This is a genomic window from Martinezella lusitana (assembly GCF_900094565.1).
Taxonomy (GTDB): Bacteria; Pseudomonadota; Alphaproteobacteria; order Rhizobiales; family Rhizobiaceae; genus Rhizobium; species Rhizobium lusitanum.
In genome coordinates this window covers 65,831-83,707 of the sequence record NZ_FMAF01000014.1, presented here as the reverse complement: position 1 = coordinate 83,707, position 17,877 = coordinate 65,831, and the positions used below count along the sequence as shown (strand labels likewise).

The 17,877-nt window shown below is 61.1% G+C and carries 17 protein-coding genes; 12 read left to right on the top strand and 5 right to left on the bottom strand.

All coding sequences use genetic code 11. From position 1 onward, the window contains the following. Positions 1 to 5: 5 nt before the first annotated feature. The 3 genes from GA0061101_RS24075 to GA0061101_RS24065 form a co-directional block, all read right to left on the bottom strand. Positions 6 to 1,499 carry a sugar ABC transporter ATP-binding protein gene (locus GA0061101_RS24075; protein WP_092575219.1) on the bottom strand — a complete coding sequence of 498 codons (1,494 nt, stop codon included), beginning with the start codon at positions 1,497 to 1,499 and terminating at the stop codon, positions 6 to 8. Positions 1,500 to 1,570: 71 nt separating this feature from the next. Beyond that, positions 1,571 to 2,578: a substrate-binding domain-containing protein gene (locus GA0061101_RS24070; protein WP_037197668.1), complete on the bottom strand. Its 1,008-nt coding sequence runs from the start codon at positions 2,576 to 2,578 to the stop codon at positions 1,571 to 1,573. Continuing rightward, complete coding sequence (locus GA0061101_RS24065; protein ID WP_051963616.1) at positions 2,542 to 3,612, bottom strand: LacI family DNA-binding transcriptional regulator; 1,071 nt, start codon at positions 3,610 to 3,612, stop codon at positions 2,542 to 2,544. Before GA0061101_RS24065 ends, GA0061101_RS24070 begins: the two co-directional genes overlap by 37 nt. A 178-nt stretch (positions 3,613 to 3,790) precedes the next feature. Between GA0061101_RS24065 and GA0061101_RS24060 the strand changes: the two genes are divergently transcribed. The 5 genes from GA0061101_RS24060 (at position 3,791) to GA0061101_RS24040 (ending at position 7,803) form a co-directional block, all read left to right on the top strand. Continuing rightward, positions 3,791 to 4,687 carry a sugar phosphate isomerase/epimerase family protein gene (locus GA0061101_RS24060; RefSeq protein WP_037197666.1) on the top strand — a complete coding sequence of 299 codons (897 nt, stop codon included), beginning with the start codon at positions 3,791 to 3,793 and terminating at the stop codon, positions 4,685 to 4,687. 289 nt (positions 4,688 to 4,976) lie between these two features. Next, a complete protein-coding gene (locus GA0061101_RS24055; protein WP_037197664.1) occupies positions 4,977 to 5,312 on the top strand; it encodes a hypothetical protein in 336 nt (111 codons plus the stop codon). A gap of 140 nt (positions 5,313 to 5,452) precedes the next feature. Next, a complete protein-coding gene (locus GA0061101_RS24050) occupies positions 5,453 to 5,974 on the top strand; it encodes a hypothetical protein (protein WP_037197663.1) in 522 nt (173 codons plus the stop codon). 117 nt (positions 5,975 to 6,091) lie between these two features. After that, positions 6,092 to 6,586, top strand: coding sequence for a hypothetical protein (locus GA0061101_RS24045; protein WP_037197662.1), 495 nt, complete (start codon positions 6,092 to 6,094; stop codon positions 6,584 to 6,586). A gap of 194 nt (positions 6,587 to 6,780) precedes the next feature. Further along, positions 6,781 to 7,803 carry an LLM class flavin-dependent oxidoreductase gene (locus GA0061101_RS24040; RefSeq protein WP_037197661.1) on the top strand — a complete coding sequence of 341 codons (1,023 nt, stop codon included), beginning with the start codon at positions 6,781 to 6,783 and terminating at the stop codon, positions 7,801 to 7,803. 59 nt (positions 7,804 to 7,862) lie between these two features. Here the strand turns inward: GA0061101_RS24040 and GA0061101_RS24035 are convergent, their stop codons facing one another. Further along, on the bottom strand, positions 7,863 to 8,759 hold the full coding sequence (locus GA0061101_RS24035; protein WP_037197660.1) for a LysR family transcriptional regulator: 897 nt from the start codon (positions 8,757 to 8,759) through the stop codon (positions 7,863 to 7,865). A 120-nt stretch (positions 8,760 to 8,879) separates the two neighbouring features. Between GA0061101_RS24035 and GA0061101_RS24030 the strand changes: the two genes are divergently transcribed. Next, positions 8,880 to 9,758 carry an NmrA/HSCARG family protein gene (locus GA0061101_RS24030; RefSeq protein ID WP_037197658.1) on the top strand — a complete coding sequence of 293 codons (879 nt, stop codon included), beginning with the start codon at positions 8,880 to 8,882 and terminating at the stop codon, positions 9,756 to 9,758. Positions 9,759 to 9,864: 106 nt separating this feature from the next. On the opposite strand, the gene GA0061101_RS24025 is transcribed toward GA0061101_RS24030, so the two are convergent. Next, complete coding sequence (locus GA0061101_RS24025) at positions 9,865 to 10,743, bottom strand: LysR family transcriptional regulator (protein ID WP_037197657.1); 879 nt, start codon at positions 10,741 to 10,743, stop codon at positions 9,865 to 9,867. Between the two features lie 255 nt (positions 10,744 to 10,998). On the opposite strand from GA0061101_RS24025, the gene ampC reads away from it, so the two are divergent. The 6 genes from ampC to GA0061101_RS23990 all read left to right on the top strand — a co-directional run bounded on the left by ampC (position 10,999) and on the right by GA0061101_RS23990 (position 17,877). Further along, entirely contained in the window at positions 10,999 to 12,156 is a 1,158-nt protein-coding gene (ampC, locus tag GA0061101_RS24020) for a class C beta-lactamase (protein ID WP_425350019.1), read from the top strand. A gap of 558 nt (positions 12,157 to 12,714) precedes the next feature. Next, positions 12,715 to 13,113 (top strand): hypothetical protein, encoded by a 399-nt coding sequence (locus tag GA0061101_RS24010; RefSeq protein WP_037197652.1) that lies wholly within the window; start codon positions 12,715 to 12,717, stop codon positions 13,111 to 13,113. A gap of 199 nt (positions 13,114 to 13,312) precedes the next feature. Further along, a complete protein-coding gene (locus tag GA0061101_RS24005; protein ID WP_037197748.1) occupies positions 13,313 to 14,002 on the top strand; it encodes a GntR family transcriptional regulator in 690 nt (229 codons plus the stop codon). Between the two features lie 67 nt (positions 14,003 to 14,069). Continuing rightward, complete coding sequence (locus tag GA0061101_RS24000) at positions 14,070 to 15,584, top strand: putative N-acetylmannosamine-6-phosphate 2-epimerase (RefSeq protein WP_037197651.1); 1,515 nt, start codon at positions 14,070 to 14,072, stop codon at positions 15,582 to 15,584. Between the two features lie 49 nt (positions 15,585 to 15,633). Then, a complete protein-coding gene (locus GA0061101_RS23995; protein WP_037197747.1) occupies positions 15,634 to 16,959 on the top strand; it encodes an extracellular solute-binding protein in 1,326 nt (441 codons plus the stop codon). Positions 16,960 to 17,010: 51 nt separating this feature from the next. Beyond that, positions 17,011 to 17,877 carry a carbohydrate ABC transporter permease gene (locus tag GA0061101_RS23990; RefSeq protein ID WP_037197746.1) on the top strand — a complete coding sequence of 289 codons (867 nt, stop codon included), beginning with the start codon at positions 17,011 to 17,013 and terminating at the stop codon, positions 17,875 to 17,877.

The following is a 17,877-nucleotide window of genomic DNA, read 5'->3' as shown; positions in this document are numbered from 1 at the left end:
TATCCTCATGCATAGATGCGCTCCTTCATGTTGGCCTCGGTGATCTCGCCCGGCACCGCCTCGCCGACGATGCGGCCGGCGCGCATGTGCAGGATACGGTCACAGGTCGCGAAAAGTTCGGACACCTCGTCGGAGATGAGGATGACAGCAACGCCCTGGCGGGCCAGATCGGCGACCACATCGTAGATACCCTGCTTGTTCTTGATATCGACGCCGACGGTGGGGGAATCGAGGATCAGGACCTTCGGCCGCGTGGCGAGCCACTTCGCCAGAACGACCCGCTGCTGATTGCCTCCCGAAAGCGTCTGCACGGCCCGATCGGCTGACGGGACCTTGATGGCGAGGCGCCGCACCCAATCGTCGGCGAGTTGCCTGCGTGCGTTGCCGGGGATGAGCCCAAGCCGGTTTGCCATGCCCCGCATGACCGCGAGCATGATGTTGTCGCCGATCGATTGCTGCAGGATGACGCCAAGGCTCAAACGATCCTCGGAGACGTAGGCGATGCCGGCGCGCACGGCGTCACGGTTGGAGCGAAGCGCAAGCTGCCGGCCTTCCAGGCGAATGCTGCCGTGCTCGGCGCGATGCATGCCGAACAGCGTCAAGGCAAGCTCGGTGCGGCCCGACCCCAGCAATCCGGAGATACCCAGCACCTCGCCGCGACGAAGGGTGAAATCGATATCGGCGAATTCGCCGCGACGTGACAGACCGCTGACCTCAAGGACAGGCTCGGCCTTGCCCATATCGCGGGCGACAATCCAGTGATCGATATCGAGCCCGGTCATCAGATGCGCGATCCTCTTCTCGTTCACCTGATCGGCGGGCCAGGTGCCGACCTTGCGGCCGTCGCGCATCACGGTCACCCGCTCGGCGATCTCGACCACCTCGTCAAGCCGGTGGGAAACGAAGACGACGGCAATGCCATCGGCCTTGAGCCGCCCGACGATCCCGAGCAGACGATCGACCTCCGTCCGCGTCAGCGAGGCCGTCGGCTCGTCCATGAAGATCAGCCGCGCCTCGGCGACGAGGCCGCGCGCAATGGCGACGATCTGGCGCTCGGCAACCGAAAGGTCTGATACCACGAGATCGAGGTCGAGGGTAAAGCCGAGCCTTGCGAGGACTGCACTCGCACTCTCGCGCATCCGCTTCCAGCTGACCGGCTTCAAGAGCCGATCGAGATGGTTTTCGACGGCGATGTTTTCTGCAACGGAAAGATTGGGAAACAGGGACAGATCCTGAAAGATCACCTGGATTCCCAGAGCCTTGGCACGAGCCGGATCAAGCGGAAGAACCGGCTTGCCTTCGATTTCGATGGTGCCGGCCGAGGGCGGATGCACTCCCGCAACGGTCTTGATGAGCGTCGACTTGCCGCAACCGTTCTCGCCGACAAGGCAATGGATCTCGCCTGGGCGAACGTCCCAGTCGATTTCCTCCAATGCACGCACGCCGCCGAACCGTTTGGACAGCCCGGTTAAACGAAGAAACGGAACATCATCGCTCATCGATCCACTCCGATTGTTTGGGTTGGCCGGCGGCGGCACTCAGGCCAACCGCCGGCCCTCGGGAGGAACGCCTAGAGACCGAGCGCGACCAGCCGGTCGATATTCTGCTTATCGAGGGATTCAAGCTTCTGCGCCTGAATGAGCCTCTTGTCCGGATAGACGCGCACCTTGCCGACGCCGGTCAGCTCCATATTGTCGGTCGGTTCCTTGCCGGCCGCCAGGATGGAAGCGAGCTGAACGAAGATCTCGCCAGCCGTCATCGGATTCCAGATGAAGCCGCCGCGGATCGTGCCGGACTTGACGTATTTGACGCCCTGCCCCGGCGAGAAGCCACCGACCAGCGCGATCGACTTGGCTTTTTCACGATCGTCGAGGACGCGGGCAGCGCCGATCGGCCCCTGCGAACCGAATGTCAGGATGCCCTTGAGATCCGGATTGGCGCGAAGCTGATCCTGAGTGGTCTTGATGCTTTCATCCAGGCTTTCGGCAACGCCGAAGCGATCGCCGAGCATCTGCATTTTCGGATATTTCTGCTTCTGATAGGCAATCGCCGCATCGGCCCAGGCGTTGTGGAGCGGAACAGTCAGCGAGCCGACATAGACGATATACTTGCCTTCCCCGCCCATCTCCTTGGCAATCAGGTCCATATGCGCCTGACCATAGCCTTCGATGGTCGTGAGCTCAAAGTCCCAATCCGCTTCCTTCTGGCTCGGGCCTTCGTGGGCCAGCACCTTGATACCAGCTGCCCGCGCGCGGCCGAGAACGGGGTCGAGCGCTGCGGAATCGTTCGGCACGATACCGATGACCGCAACCTTGCGGGCAATCAGGTCTTCGATGGCGCGGACCTGCTGAGCAGCATCCGCCTGTGTCGGCCCGACCATCCAGGCGTTCGTCTTGAATTCTGGCGCGGCCTTCTTGATGCCGACTTCCATGGCATTGAACCACGGGATGCCGCCGATCTTAACCACGACGCCGAGTTGCGGTTCAGCCGCCTGGGCTACGCCGATCGTGCCGCCAAGGGTGCCGACAACGACGGCGCCGCCTATTCCGGTGAGTATGGTTCGCCTTGTAACTTCCATTTTCTTCCTCCCAGTTTCAGTTTGCCCGCCTCCTCAAGCGGGTTCCGCGGTGTCGAACCACGGATCTCGACGGCGCAGCGCAAGCGCCGCGTGACCGGCTTGCCGGCAGAGCCGGTCATGCGCCGCAACAGCAGCGCCCAGGCCTGCTCGGCCATTTCCTCGACAGGCTGACGCACGGTCGTGATCCCGGGCGTCACCAGCCGCATCCATTCCATCTCGTCGAAGCTCGCAAAGGCGATATCGCCTGGCACGGAAAGGCCGATCTCAGCCATGGTGCAGTAGGTCAAAAGCGTCGTGCCCTGATCGAGCGAAAACAGCGCGCCGGGCAGCGGGCGATGGCGCAGACGCTCCTCCAGAAGCTGTGCGCCATGGGCGTCATCGATGCCGATTTCCAGCATCTCGACCCGCATGTGCTTGGCCGACGCACGCACGCCTTCCCAACGCTCGCGTATGTTACTGATCGAAAGACTGGTGCCGACGACGAGGCAATCCTCATAGCCCTGTTGATCGAGATGCGCAGCGATGGCACCGGCCGACGGCCCGTTGTCGACGGCAATCAGATCGAAGCCGGCGGCATCGGGTATGCGGTCGGCAAGGACAACGGGTGCAAAGAAGCCATCCGGCAGGCGCTCGGCAAAGGCGCCATCGCAGGGAATGACGATCAGGCCGGCGGGGCGCCAGGCGCGAATCTTGCGCAGCCGGTCAGCCTCCTCCTCCGCATTGTTGCGCGCTGATACGACGACCAGATCGTAGTCTGCGAGGCGCGCCAGATGCTCCAGCGTGGAAACGAAGGAGGCGAACATCGGATTGGTAAGATCCGGCACAACGACGCCGGCGAGCTGCGCCTTGCGCGAGCGGAGCCGCGACGCGCCGAGATCGACGACGTAACCAAGCTCGCGCACCGCATCATTCACGCGCCGGGCAAAATCGGGAGAAACCGTTGGCTTGCCGTTGAGGACGTTCGAGACCGTCGCGACCGAAACGCCGGCCCTGTCGGCCACCATCTTGATGGAAGGGCTTTGCTGTCTCGACATCTTGCCCTCCCCCACTACGCCCTCGCCAATGATAATATGAAAACTCTGGTGAAACGATTTATTGTAAGCTATACCTGAGCAAGTGCGGTGTCAACATGAACGCTTTCAAGTATAAAACGATTCATGTCTTCCGCACTGCAGCAATTCATTTTGCATCCACGAAACCGGGAGGAAGATCATGAACAAGCTGGGAGTTCACGCGCTGGTATGGGAAGCCGGCTGGAGCAAGGAGGAATGCGCCCGCGCAATCGCCAGTAGTGCCGAGGTGGGCTACGATTTCATCGAGGCACCGGCGCTGGATCCGAGCCTGATCGATCCGGAGTTTACCCGTCGCCAGTTGGAAAAGAACGGCATCGGCATCAACTTCTCGCTCGGCCTCGATTTCGACAGCGACATTTCAAGCGGCGACAAGGGGAAGGGACGGCGCGGCAAGGAAAAGCTCGAGCAGGCCATCGCCGTCTGCCGCGATTGCGGTGGCGAATATATCGGCGGCATCCTGCATTCGGCCTTCGGCAAATATTCCGAGCCGACCACGGCGGCAGGCGTCGCACAATCGGTCGAGATCCTGCGTCAGGTGGCCGAGACAGCGGCGCGAAGCCACATCACGCTCGTCCTCGAAGTGGTCAACCGCTACGAATCCAACGTGCTGAACACCGCCGCGCAGGCCGTCGAGATGTGCAAGCGCATCGGCATGCCAAACGTGAAGGTGCATCTGGACGTGTACCACATGAATATCGAGGAATCGGATATTCAGGCCGCCATTCTCGAGACGGGCGACCATCTCGGATATTTCCACACGGGCGATTCCCATCGTGGCTACATGGGCTCGGGCACGATCGACCTTGCCGGCGTTTTCCGCGCCCTTGTCCGCTCCGGCTACACAGGCCCGATCACCTTCGAATCCTTCTCCTCGCGCGTCGTCGGCCAGCCGCTCGAAGGCATCCTCGGCATCTGGCGCAACCTTTGGGACGATGGCCGCGACCTTGCCGAGCATGCCCTGATGTATACCAAGGCCCAGCTCAAGGCCGCTCAGGAGGCACAGCGCCAAAGCCTGCAGCGCAGCCTCCTGCCTTGATGGCGGGCGTCAACTTACGCTGAACGAGACCCTGCTCGACAGCGGGGTCTCCACTTCGGGTCGCATGCCGCGGCCCACTCCCAATTACAGGTCTCTGTTCGCTTCTGTGCGGACTGAGTAGCTCGCGGCAGTGCCGCGTTTGTCGCCGGGCGACAGGCCGACGCCACGCCTCGATCCGGGTTGCGTTTTAGCCCAAAAATGGGCCGAGCTTGGCGTGCAATATATATAGCTCACGGCCGCTGAAACGCTTAAAAAGACGCGCATCAGCTTTCACCGAAGGATCAATTCGATGACGAAATTTCGCTTCGCCCTTGCGGCGTTGGCAGCGCTTCTTTGCCTTGCCGGTGCTGCAAGCGCCGACGACCTGACGTTCACGCTCAAGAACGGCACCAAATCCGTGCTCACCAATTTCTATACGTCCCCGGTCGGCGTCAATAATTGGGAAGACGATGTCTTCGGCAAGCAGGTACTGAACCCCGGTGAGAGCATGGATATCACCATCGGCGACGGTCGGACTGTCTGCAAGTACGACATGAAGTTCGAGTTCGAGGAAGGTTCCAGCCTCGATACGACGACGGACACCCAGAACCTGTGCGAACTCGGCAGCTATACCATCCACGAATGAGGCAGGCGGGATGCGCCGGCAACCACCGTCTTCGATTGGGGCAAGTCGATCATGCCTCGAAATTACGCAATGAGACGATGGCTTTACCCGTTCTCCGGCGCCTGCCGGAATCATTATCAGCAGACCGATTGGAGACTGCGATGCGGCAAGTGCTTATATTGATTTTTGCGATGACTTTTGCTGCCGTTGCCCATGCCGATCCTCTGGCGGATTTGGCCACTGCACAAAAGGCCGTCATCGAAGCCTGGACCAAGGTGCCGTTCTCACAACAGAACGTCATCTTCGTGGCCGAGCCTTCAACGGGTTACGGGGTTTACAAGAAACGTGACTCAAACGTTTTCAAACCCGGCGAGCCCATCTTCAGCTATGCCGAACCGATCGGCTATGGCTGGAAGCAGCTTCCGGACAGTCTCTATGAACTCCACCTCGTTGCCGACCTCGACATTATCGACGCCAGCGGCGAGGTCGTGTGGAGCAAGAAGGGCTTCTTGGATAGCGACCTTCAAAGCCACAAGCAGAATTTGGAGTTCAAGCTCGACATGACCTTGAACGTCGACGGTGCACCGGCCGGCAAATACAAGCTTCACTATACGCTGTATGACATGACCTCGGGAAAGACGAGTTCCTTCGATCAGGATTTCGAGATCGCTTCGGCCGGCTGATTGCGGTCAATCATCCCCTTTTCCGGCTGTCTCCGCACTGCCGAAAACCATGCCAACCTCACGTATCCGCTGAGATTGATCGGCGACCTAAACTCAAAGACAGAATGGAAGCCCCCTATGAAAAAGATGCTGCTCATCGCCGCTGCGCTCGCAGTCTTTCCAATGCTCGCCAATGCCAAGACGCTCGCCTTTCCGAGCGAAGCGCCCGTTGCCAGCGTCACCATCCCCGACAGCTGGAAGCCGAAGGAAACCGAATCCGGCATCGACGCCAATTCGCCTGATGCCGCCATCTACTTTGCCCTCGATGTTGCCACTGGCGACAATGTCGAGAAGGTCATCGGCGATGCCGTCGATTTCCTCGACAAGAACGGCGTCAAGATCGACGCCGGCACCCGCAAGGATGACGACAGCAACGAAATCAATGGCATGAAGCTGTCGATCCTGAACTGGCAGGGCACCGATGCAGACGGAGCCGTCAACATCAATCTCGGCGTCCTTTCGCCGGCGCCCAACAAGATCCTCGTGCTCACCTATTGGGGCTCCAAGGAAGACCAGGCCAAGCACGAAAAGGAAGTGCTCGGTATCATCGGCTCGATCCAGCCAGCGAAATAACGATCTTCAGCTGGAGACCGCAGGCGCGGCGGCAGCATCGGCCTCCCGTGGGCTCGCCGGAAACGGCGGGCCTATTTATTTGGATACCGAGGGCGCGGCTCGCGCAGCCAGGATACCTTCACTCCGCTTGTATCGGCAGCCGAAATCATGTCATGAAGCAAAGCTGAGCGAACCAAACGTTGCGGAGCGGGACCATGAAGAAGATCGGATTCCTTTCATTCGGCCACTGGACACCCTCGCCCCAATCGAAAACGCGTTCGGCATCCGATACGCTCCTGCAATCCATCGATCTCGCCGTCGCTGCCGAGCAGCTGGGCGCGGACGGCGCCTATTTTCGCGTGCATCATTTTGCCCGCCAGCTCGCTTCGCCGTTTCCGCTGCTGGCGGCCGTCGGGGCCAAGACCAGCCGCATCGAGATCGGCACCGCCGTCATCGACATGCGCTACGAGAACCCGCTCTACATGGCCGAGGATGCAAGCGCAGCTGATCTGATCGCCGGAGGCCGGCTGCAGCTCGGCATCAGCCGCGGCTCGCCTGAACAGGTGATCGATGGATGGCGCCACTTCGGTTACGAGCCGGCCGAGGGCGAGAGCGACGCCGACATGGGCCGGCGGCATGCGGACGTGCTGCTCGACATCCTGCGCGGCGAGGGATTTGCGCAACCCAACCCCCGACCGATGTTTCCCAACCCGCCCGGCCTCCTGCGTCTCGAACCGCATTCGGAGGGCTTGCGCGAACGGATCTGGTGGGGGGCGAGCTCGAACGCGACCGCTGTCTGGGCAGCAAAGCGCGGCATGAACCTGCAAAGCTCAACGCTCAAAAACGATGAGAGCGGGTTGCCATTCCATGTCCAGCAGGCCGATCAGATCCGGGTCTTCCGCGAAGCCTGGAAGGAGGCCGGCCACAAGCGCGAGCCGCGGGTCTCGGTGAGCCGCAGCATCTTCGCACTGGTCAACGATCTCGACCGCGCCTATTTCGGCAGCAGCGGCAAGGACGCGGACCAGATCGGCTTCATCGACGACAAGACACGGGCAATCTTCGGACGCAGCTATGCCGCTGAACCGGATCAACTGATCGAAGAACTCAGGAAGGACGAGGCTATAGCAGAGGCCGACACTCTGCTTCTGACCGTCCCCAACCAGCTCGGTGTCGAATACAACGCGCATGTGATCGAGGCGATCCTCACCCACGTCGCGCCCGCTCTCGGCTGGCGTTGATGGCGCCGGCCATTGATATTGCTTGAGTGGATAGCCCAAGCGTCAGGGCCGCCACCGCATCATATCGTCGGGACGAACACCTTCTCCGGAAAGGCTTTCTCCAGCACGTCCAGAAACGCGCGGACCTTGGCGCCGATCAGACGGCGCGAGCTTTGGAGTGCCCAGATTTCCACCGCCGGACCTCTGAGGGTTCCCCAATAAGCGAGCCGGCCCGCCGCAATATCGTCAGCGACAAGAAGCTTCGGCAACAAAGCCACGCCGGCACCCGCCAAAACGGCATCACGAACCATCAAAAGCGATGAAAGACGAAGGACAGGCTCTGGTTTCAGCACCACGTCTGGCTCTGCTCCGGAGCCAAGTCGCCAGACGGCCGTCTGTGAGGATGCACTGAGCAAGACGGCCTTCACGGCAAGCTCTTCGCCGTCTGCCGTTGGCGAGGGGCGCCGCATGCCCGGTGGCGCCACGATCAGGCGTTCGTCATTGAGGAAGCGGCGACCGACGAGCCGTTCGTCCGGTGCCGGATCGATGCGGATGATCAGGTCGTAGCCGTCTTCGACCGGGTCGGCCTTGCGATCCTCGGCGACGATCTCGAGCTGGACCTCGGGATAGGCCAGGGCAAAACGCGCGCCGATGCGACCGAGCGCGACATGGGCGAAGACCACGGGCGCGCTGACACGCAGGCGTCCTCTCGGGGTCGAGGCCCCGAGGACAACCGCCTCGCCGGCCTCGGCGATTTCAGATAGCAGCCCATCGGTGCGCTCGTGGAGCGCCCGTCCCTCATCAGTTAAGCGCAGGCTCTGCGATCCGCGTTCGATCAGCCTGACACCGAGGCTCTGCTCGAGCTCGGCAACCCGACGCGACAGCGTCGCCTTCGGCCTTCCGGTGACGCGGCTGGCGCGACCGAACCCGCCATGGGCAGCGACCAGATTGAAGTCGGACAAAGCCTGCAGATCCATACTCGTGTTCCATAATTGAGACGACCTGTCTTAATATAGCCATCTCCAAATAGAAATTGGAACGGCTATCTTTCTTCTCGAGACATCGGGTCTCTCGCAACATCTTGAGGAGTTTTTAAAATGGCTATTCTTGTTACCGGCAGCACAGGGACCATCGGGTCCCAGGTCCTGGCCCACTTGCAGGGTCACAATGTCGATGTCCGCGCCCTGACGCGCTCGCCTGAAGCTGCACAGCTTCCCTCGGGCGTAACGCCGGTCCGCGGCGATCTGGCCGACCCGGATTCATTGCGCGCCGCGCTGAAAGACGTCAGCACATTGTTCCTGCTCGCCCCGAACGTTGCCGACGAACTGACCCAGGCGATGCTCGCGCTTACCGTCGCCCGCGAGGCCGGCGTCAAAGGCATCGTTTATCTCTCGGTGTTCAAGGGCGAGGCCTATGCCGACGTTCCGCATTTCGCCGGCAAACACACGGTCGAGCGGATGATCGACGCTCTCGATCTCTCGGCCACGGTTCTCCGCCCAGCCTATTTTATCCAGAACGACCTTCGTCAGAGGGATCTGTTGCTGAATGCCGGTGCCTACGGCGTACCTGTGGGGTCGAAGGGCATCTCGATGGTCGATATTCGCGATATCGGCGAGGCGGCTGCGCTCGAACTAATCCGCCGGGAGCAAGCTTCCGCACCGCTCGGCCGCGAGACCTATACGCTGGTCGGTCCGGACAGTTTGACGGGCGAGGACATTTCCGCCATCTGGAGCGAAGCGCTCGGCCGCGTCATCCGCTATGGCGGCGATGATCTTGTTACGATGGAACAGCGTATGAAGACCATGCTGCCCGCCTGGCATGCGCTCGACCTGCGCCTGATGTTCAGCCGCTACCAGACGGATGGCGCGGTCGCCACGGCGGACGACATTCGTCGTCTCACCGGGCTGCTCGGTCGCGCACCACGCTCCTACAGCACCTTTGCCAGAGATGCCGCCGCCCAATGGGCAAAGAACTGACCGCCGTAGACTTCATCGGCCGAAGCGAAATCTCGTGGCCCAACATGGGGCCGCGAACAGGAGCAACGTCCTTCATCCCGATCCGAAACGGCGGGCAACTCCAATCCTATGACGGCAGATCCTCGATCTCGGCTGTCAGCCATTGGCGAAACGCCTTCATCGATGCGGTTTCCGCGCGCGATTTCAATCGTGTGAGCCAATAGCTTCCGGTGACAGCGGTGATCCGGAACGGCTGCACGATCCTGCCCGCCTCGATCTCATGCGAGAACATGACGACGGGGACGAGTGCCACGCCGACACCACGCGCGGCGGCCTCCACCAGTGTCAACGAAGAATCGAACATCCAACCGCGAAGATTGGGCGGCGTGAGGCCTGCCGCCCTGAACCAGAGAGCCCACTCGTCGATCCGGTAGGAGCGCAGCAGCTCGACATCGGCAAGGTCGGCCGGCGTGCGCAAACGCGCGCCGATCGAGGGCGTGCAAACCGCCGACAGCGGCGCATCCATCAGATGGATCGCCTCGGTTCCATGCCATGCCCCATCGCCGAAACGCAGGAAGAAATCGAGCCCATCGAGCACCATGTCAGCACGATTGTTGTTCGTCTTCAGACGCAGATCGACATGCGGATGCTGAGCCTTGAACGAGCTCAGCCGAGGCAAAAGCCAGCCGATCGCAAAGGTGCCGACCACGCCGACTGTCAAGATCTCGTCGAAGTTGCCTTCCTCCAGCTGGCTCAAGGTGGCGCTCATGCGGCGAAATGCATCGGTCAGCACGGGCAGCAAGGCATGGCCCTCGTCGGTCAATGCAAGTCCGCGCGGAAGCCGTTTGAACAGCGTTACCCCGAGCACATCCTCCAGCGCCTTGACCTGATGGCTGACGGCCGTCTGCGTCACCCGAAGCTCAAGGCCGGCCCGCGTGAAGCTGCAATGCCGCGCCGAGGCTTCGAAAACGCGGAGCGCGTTCAGCGGAAGTTGTGAAATGTCCATTATGTCCTAAGCCCAAGTTTTTCTCATGCCTAAGCCCAGAATTGATCGTTTGTCTAGGGCACAAGGGGGCGCCATAGTCTGCGTCGCGAGGTGATTGCAGGGGCCAAATGACCCCCAGGCGGCATCGACTGCAACCCCGACCGTGCCCATCAACCCCGGATCCATGACCTCAGGCCGCAATCGTCTGCGCGGCCTGTCCACCAATATGAGGACATTATCTTGCACATGCATCCCATCTCGCTACCGAAACTCGGCATGATCGCCAGCTGCCTTTTCTATGCGGTCAACGCCCATGCGGCAGACGGCAACGATCAGGATCGGCTGGAGCGAGCCGTCAATGATGCAATCCGGCCGGTCATGACGGAAAACGATGTCCCGGGAATGGCCGTCGCGATCACGATCAAGGGCAAGCATTACTTCTTCAACTATGGCGTCGCCTCGAAGGAGACTGGTCAGAAGGTCACAAACGACACGATCTTCGAGCTCGGCTCGATCAGCAAGACCTTCACCGCGGTTCTCGGATCTTACGCTCAGGTCAGCGGAAAACTGTCACTTTCCGATAAGGCGTCGAAGTATCTGCCCGCGCTTACCGGCGGCAGCTTCGACAAGATCAGTCTTCTGGATCTCGGCACATACACGGCAGGCGGCCTGCCCCTGCAGTTTCCGGATGATGTGACTGATCAGGATAAGATGATCGCCTACTATCGCAACTGGCACCCATCCTATGCACCGGCCACCCATCGGCTCTATTCCAATCCCAGCATCGGCTTGTTCGGTTATCTCGCCGCCGAAGCCATGGGCAAGCCATTCGATGCGCTGATGCAGGAAAAGATCTTCGCGGGCCTCGGCCTCAATCATACCTATGTCCGCGTCCCGCCGGGCGAGATGGGCAATTATGCCTACGGCTATTCGAAGCAGGACAAGCCGATCCGCGTGACGCCAGGCGTCCTGGACACGCAAGCCTATGGCGTAAAGACCACTTCGGCTGACATGGTCGGCGTTCTCGAGGCCAATATGGACGGCTCTCGGCTTGACGAAACCCTTCAGCGCGCGATCGCCGCGACCCATGTCGGCTATTACACGGTAGGAAACACGACACAGGCGCTGGGCTGGGAAATCTACGCCTATCCGACGACGCTCACCCGGCTACTGTCAGGCAATTCATCGGACATGGCGCTGAAGCCACATAAGATAACCCGGCTCGTGCCACCACAACAGCCGCGCAAGGATATCTTGCTCAACAAGACCGGCTCGACCAACGGTTTTGGCGCCTATGCGGCCTTCATTCCGGCCAGACAAATCGGGATCGTCCTGCTGGCGAACAAGAACTATCCGATCCCGGAACGCGTCAAGGCCGCATACAAGATCCTGACAGCAATCGAAAGCCTGCCCGGCTCGAACGGCGCGCAATAGGAGGCGGCACCTTCGGAACGTGTTTGATCCACAAAGGGGCCGGCTCTCGGAGAAACGTCGAGGGCCGGCCGCTTTCGTTCTATGTGTCGATTGCTATCGATTGCCGAAAGACCGGTGCGGGGCAGCATCTGCTTGGGAGGCTTCCACCCCGTTGAAGAATTCCTGCAGGAGCCGGGTAATCCGCTCGGGGGATGTGCCCTTGGCATATTCTTCCTGCATACGGCGTCTCACTAATATTTCCAAGACTGACATTTGCTTCACCTCATCAATCCGGCGCGAGGCAAATGTCGCTCTCAATGGCATGGGAGGCAAGTTACAGTTTCTTCATGGTTTTGATCGACCGAAACCGAAATAAACCGAGGGCGCCATGATCTGCCCTTGATCCCGTGCGAGAGCCGGGATGTCCGATCAGGATCAGCTCATCACTAGAGTTGCCAATTGCCAACGCATCGTAGAATTGAAAGCGGCTAAACGGTCGGTTGTTTGCGTTTCGTTAACTTCCGTGCTTTAGCGCGCACACCCCGGCCTCTGGACGAGGTCGTATGCAAGGAATGAACAATGCCCGTAAAGAAAAGCTCTGCTTCTGATGTTTTCCAACGCAAGATCTCGGATTTTTGCGACCTGAGGCTCGCACCTTTGCTGCAGCCCCGCAGCTTTGAAAACCTCAAGGGCTTCATGATCGGGCTTGTCGTCTTCCAGTCGCGTCCTCCGCTGCGGGCCGGAAGAGTGGACTGGCAGGAAATCGCAACGCTTTGCGGCATGGATGCGGAAATGAGCCCGGAGTTCAAACGCGCGGCTCAACCCGGTTTTGACGCGATTCTTCGGTGGCTGAGAGCGGGCCAAGGCAATAAGGCGGCCATCCCTCATGCCGCTCAAAAAGGGCAATTGCAGAGCGCCGGCAAAGCGGGCATCGTGGCGCGGACGGAGCGTCGAGCAATAGCGCCGCAAAGACCATAAGGCAGCCCTCATTGCGGCCCACCTGGCGTCCGTATCACTCTTTTCCTCGCTCGACAGATCGCAAAAAGCCGTACAGTATAATACCAGTATCGGACAGGACGAAATTTCGCTCCTAGTCGTGCGATCGAAGGGAAGGTTTGCCTTGGCGACTGATATCATCGACCTGGTCAGGAGGGAGTTCGCAGCCGGCGCGCCGGGGATGCCGCTGTACAAGCAGCTCAAGACGGCGATCGAAACCGCCATTCGCAACCACGCCTTCAAGTCCGGCTCGGCTCTGCCAGGCGAACGGTCACTCGCCGAGGCCCTGTCGCTGTCGCGCGTGACAGTCCGCAAGGCACTCGCCATGCTGGAAGAGGAGGGCATGGTGAGCCGGCGGCAAGGCGCACGCAGCGAAATCGGCTCCCGGGTCGAAAAATCGCTTTCCACGCTGACCAGCTTCTCAGAAGATCTGCGGGCGCGCGGAATGGAGCCTGGATGCATCTGGCTTTCCAAGCAGTTAACCCGGCCTTCCCCGGCTGAAATGATGGCGCTCGGCATCTCCGCAAACGCGCAAGTCCTGCGCATGCGCAGGGTACGGACCGCCGATGGCGCACCGATTGCGGTGGAGCACGCGGCCGTGCCCGTACGCTTTCTTCCCTCACCTTCGTCCGTTGGCGATTCCCTCTACGAAGCTCTTGCCCAGCGCGGCTTTCTGCCCCTGCGCGCCGTCCAGAGAATGCGGGCGCGGGCCGCTTCTCCTGAAGATGCACAGCATCTGCGCTGCGAGCCGGGCGCACCGATCCTGACGACGGAACGCCGCTGCTTTCTCGCCGATGGAGAGATCGTCGAATATTGCGAGACGCGCTACAAGGGTGAGGTCTACGACTTCGTCTTCGAGCTCCAGAGATAATACCAGTTTAAAACCGGTTGCTTTCTGGTGACCTTGCTCTATCGTGACCCTTCGAAAGGGGTGCCGAATGCGCAAGGAAGATCTCAATCTAAGTCTTATCGTCTCCTGCCAGCCCGTGCCCGATGGCGCGATGGACGAGGCTGTTTTCGTGGCCGGCTTTGCGCGCGCGGCACTCGCAGCCGGCGCGCGAGCCCTGCGCATCGAATCATCAGCCTATGTCGCCGCAGTCAGATCAGCCGTCGACGCGCCGATCATCGGCATCGTCAAGCGCGATCTCGATGACAGTCCGGTGCGCATCACACCCTTCATCGCCGATGTCGAGGCGCTCGCCGATGCGGGTGCCGATATTATCGCCTTCGACGCCACGGATCGGCCTCGCCCAGCAACTATCGAGGCGCTTCTGGCGGCCATCAAGGCCAGGGGCCTGCTCTCCATGGCCGATTGCTCCTGCCTGGACGATGCGAAACGGGCGCTGGCCGCCGGCGCCGATTTCGTCGGCTCGACCATGTCGGGCTATGTCGGCGGCCCCGAACCGGCGGAGCCGGATATCGCGCTGATCGCCGCCATGCGGCAACTGACACCCTATGTCATTGCCGAAGGCCGCATCCGCACCCCGCAGCAGGCGGCCGACGCCGTGCGCGCCGGCGCCTGTGCTGTTGTCGTCGGATCGGCGATCACGCGCACCGAGCACGTGACATCATGGTTCCACGACGCCGTTTCGACCGCCTTCTCGCAGCGCGACGCGGCGACGCTTGCGATCGATATCGGCGGCACGAAGACACTTACGGCCCTGGTACGCGGCGTGCAGGTGCTGGCCGAGGCAACCATTGCCACCAGTCGGGAAGCGGGTCCCGACGATTGGCTGGCTGCCATCGCCGAACAGGCCAAGCATTGGAGCGGCCGATACGAGCGTGTCGGTATTGCCGTAACCGGCCTTATCGACGAAGGGCGCTGGTCGGCACTCAATCCCGCAACGCTCGCGATCCCCGATGGCTACCCGCTCGTCGCGCAGGCAAGCAAATTGTTCGGCAAACCCGCCTTTGCCGTCAACGATGCCCAGGCCGCAGCCTGGGGCGAGCACAGGTTCGGCGCCGGCGGCAACGAGGATACGGTGTTCCTGACCATATCCACCGGCATCGGCGGCGGTGTCGTCATCAACGGAAGCCCCCTGCTCGGTCTTGCTGGCCATTTCGGCCTGCTACGCAGCCCGACGCTCGGCGAAGCTCCACTCGAGGATGTCGCTTCCGGCCGCTGGATGGCAACCGAGGCCGCTCGTAGCGGACATCAGGCCGAGGCGCCCGAGATCTTCGAGCACGCTCGCAACGGCGCGGCCTGGGCGCAGACGATCGTCGCGCAATCGGCGCTGCGCGTCGCGCTCCTGTGCCGCGACATTCAGATGATGTTTGCCCCGAAACGCATCGTCATCGGCGGCGGCATTGGTCTGTCATCCGGCTATCTCGACGCCATCAGCGCGCATCTCGTGGCGCTCCCGCCGCACCTCGCGCCGCATCTGGTCGCCGCAAGCCTCGGCCCACGCGCCGGCATCATCGGCGCGGCGGATCTTGCCAGCCGCAACGGGTAGACGGACCCAATTCGATTCAAGAAACAACGATAAAGGAAAGGGAACAATGATGAAATTCAAGCACATATCGTCCGCAGTGCTCGCCCTTGTGCTATCAGCGGCAGCGCTTCCGGGCTTGGCGAACGCCAAGGTGGTCGTACTCGGCTGGCCTGGTGGTTCGGAGGAAACGGCACTGCGCGCCACCACCGACCTTTACAACAAGACGGCGGCGGATGCCGACAAGATCGAACTTCTGTTCTTCAATCGCGACGGCTTCTTCGACAAGCTGCAGGCCGATATGGCCGCCGGCTCGAATGCCTTCGATGTCAATCTCGTGGCGACCTATTCGATCGGCCGTTATGCACCCTACATGGAGCCGATCGAACTCAATGCCGACGCGCCGAAGGTTTTCGGCGACGCCGTGCTGAAGACGATGCAGTTCGACGGCAAGCAATATGGTGTGCCGACTGACCTCTCACTGCACTTCATGTACTACCGCAAGGATCTCATCGACGCGCTTATCGCCGACCCTGATGCCAAGGCCAAATATGCCGAGATTTCAAAGAAGTATCTCGGCAAGGAGCTTGCGCCCAAGCAGCCGGATGACTGGACGTGGGATGACTGGGCGGCGACCGCACTCTATTTCAGCAAGCAGGTGAACCGCCAAAGCCCGGTGCGCTACGGCACCGTGCTGCAGATGAAGAACCTCCTCTTCAACATGATGGTGTTCCAATCCCTGCCGCGCTCCTATGGCGGCGACTGGACGGACGCGAGCGGCAACGTCACTGTCGATTCCGATGCCTACAAGACCGGCCTCACGCTCTACAAGACACTCTATGACGCCGGCGCTTCGCCGAAGGATTCACTGAGCTACGAATATGCCGAGACCAATGCCGCCTATAGTTCCGGGCAGGCAGCGACCGCGCTGCAATGGAATGCGGCCGCGGCCGAACTCACCGATGTGAAGAAGTCGCCTGTGGTGGCCGATGTCACCGGCATGGTCGCGCCGCCGGCCGGGCCGAATGGACGCGCCGACCATATCCACGGTCTCGGCCTCGGCCTGAACAAGAACGCCAGGAATAAGGAAGGCGCCATCAAGTTCCTCAAATGGCTGTCCTCGGAGGACGCGGCCCTTGCCTATGCCCGTGCCGGTGGCTCCCCCGCCCTGACGCCTGATGTCGTCACCAAGGTGGCCAAGGAACGTCCTGATCTGGTCAAGCTCGGCGAATTTGCCAGCAAATACGGCTACGTGATGACAGGCGCCACCTCCGCAAAGGCGCTTTCTGTGTACGAACTGCAGGCCAAGGAATTCACCGGCTACTGGTCCGGCCAGCAGAGCCTTGAGGATGCGCTTGCCCACACCAAGGCAGGCATGCAGGATCTGTTGAAAAAATAGGGACAGGGCCGGATGCCGGCTCTACGGCATCCGGCCGCTGTGGCTGACAATATGGCTCTCGTAAAACGCGCCGAAGGCAGGCTCTACCTGGCACCGCTTGTCGGGTTTCTTCTGCTGTTCCTCGGCTTTCCGGCACTTCTCAATCTTCTCTATTCCGTCTCCACGGTCTCATTCGAAACGCTGCGCAGCCCTCAGATCAGTGGCTTCGGCAACTATGCCGCGGCCCTGACGGACGCGGCATTTTGGCAATCGGTATGGTTCTCGCTGCGCTTTGGCATCATCACGGCGGTTTCGGAGTGCCTGCTCGGCCTTTTCCTAGCGATTTTCCTAAAGCCGCTCCTGTCGGCACGGCCGGTACTGATGGCACCCTTGATGCTGCCGCTGATGGTCGCGCCCGCCATGGTCGGCCTGATGTACCGCCTCGTGCTGCATGAATTCGCCGGACCGGTGCCCTATTACCTGTTCGAATGGTTCGGCGACAGCCCGGCCTTCCTCGATTATGCGAATGCCTTTCGCACGCTCATCGTGATCGAAGTGCTGCAATGGACGCCATTCGCCTTCCTGCTTTTTTACGTCGCCTATATCGCCATTCCCGAAGACGTCCACGAGGCGGCCGCCCTCGACGGCGCCACGGGCCTGCAGCGGCTGTGGCGCATCGACCTGCCGCTGATGCTTCCAACGCTGACGGTCGCCTTCTTCATACGCTTCATCGACGGCTTCCGCGTTTTCGACAACGTCTATGCATTGACCGGCAGCGGCGCCGGCGGATCGACGACGTCGCTTTCGATCTACATCTACCAGGCCTTCTTCAAGGAAGGCGCCATCGGCAAGGCGGTAGCGGCCTCCGTCGTGCTGTTCATCAGCTCGCTGCTGGTCCTCTACGGCTTGAACTGGCTGAGCGCCCGAAGGAAAAGATAG